Origin of the sequence: Vallitalea maricola (assembly GCF_036985595.1) — a bacterium.
Lineage (GTDB): Bacteria > Bacillota > Clostridia > Lachnospirales > Vallitaleaceae > Vallitalea > Vallitalea maricola.
The window spans coordinates 1-212 of sequence record NZ_BTPU01000376.1; the positions used below are offsets into that span (position 1 = coordinate 1).

The following is a 212-nucleotide window of genomic DNA, read 5'->3' on the forward strand; positions in this document are numbered from 1 at the left end:
AAATAAATTCTTCTAAAAATTCTTTATCGTTACTTTCAAAACTATTCAAACTATCTAATGCTTTTTCAATTAATTCATTCACTATCTGTCTTGATTCATCTATCTCTTTTATAGTGACATAAGTATTTTTGCCATTCTTATTATCACTACCAACTTGTTTTCCTAGTTCTTCTGTTGTACTAACAATATCAAGTATATCATCTTGAATCTGG

The 212-nt window shown here is 26.4% G+C and carries 1 protein-coding gene; it reads right to left on the reverse strand.

What is annotated here, in order from left to right:
* On the reverse strand, positions 1–212 hold a 212-nt coding region (locus tag AACQ14_RS24385), incomplete at both ends, for a polyprenyl synthetase family protein (RefSeq protein WP_339366121.1).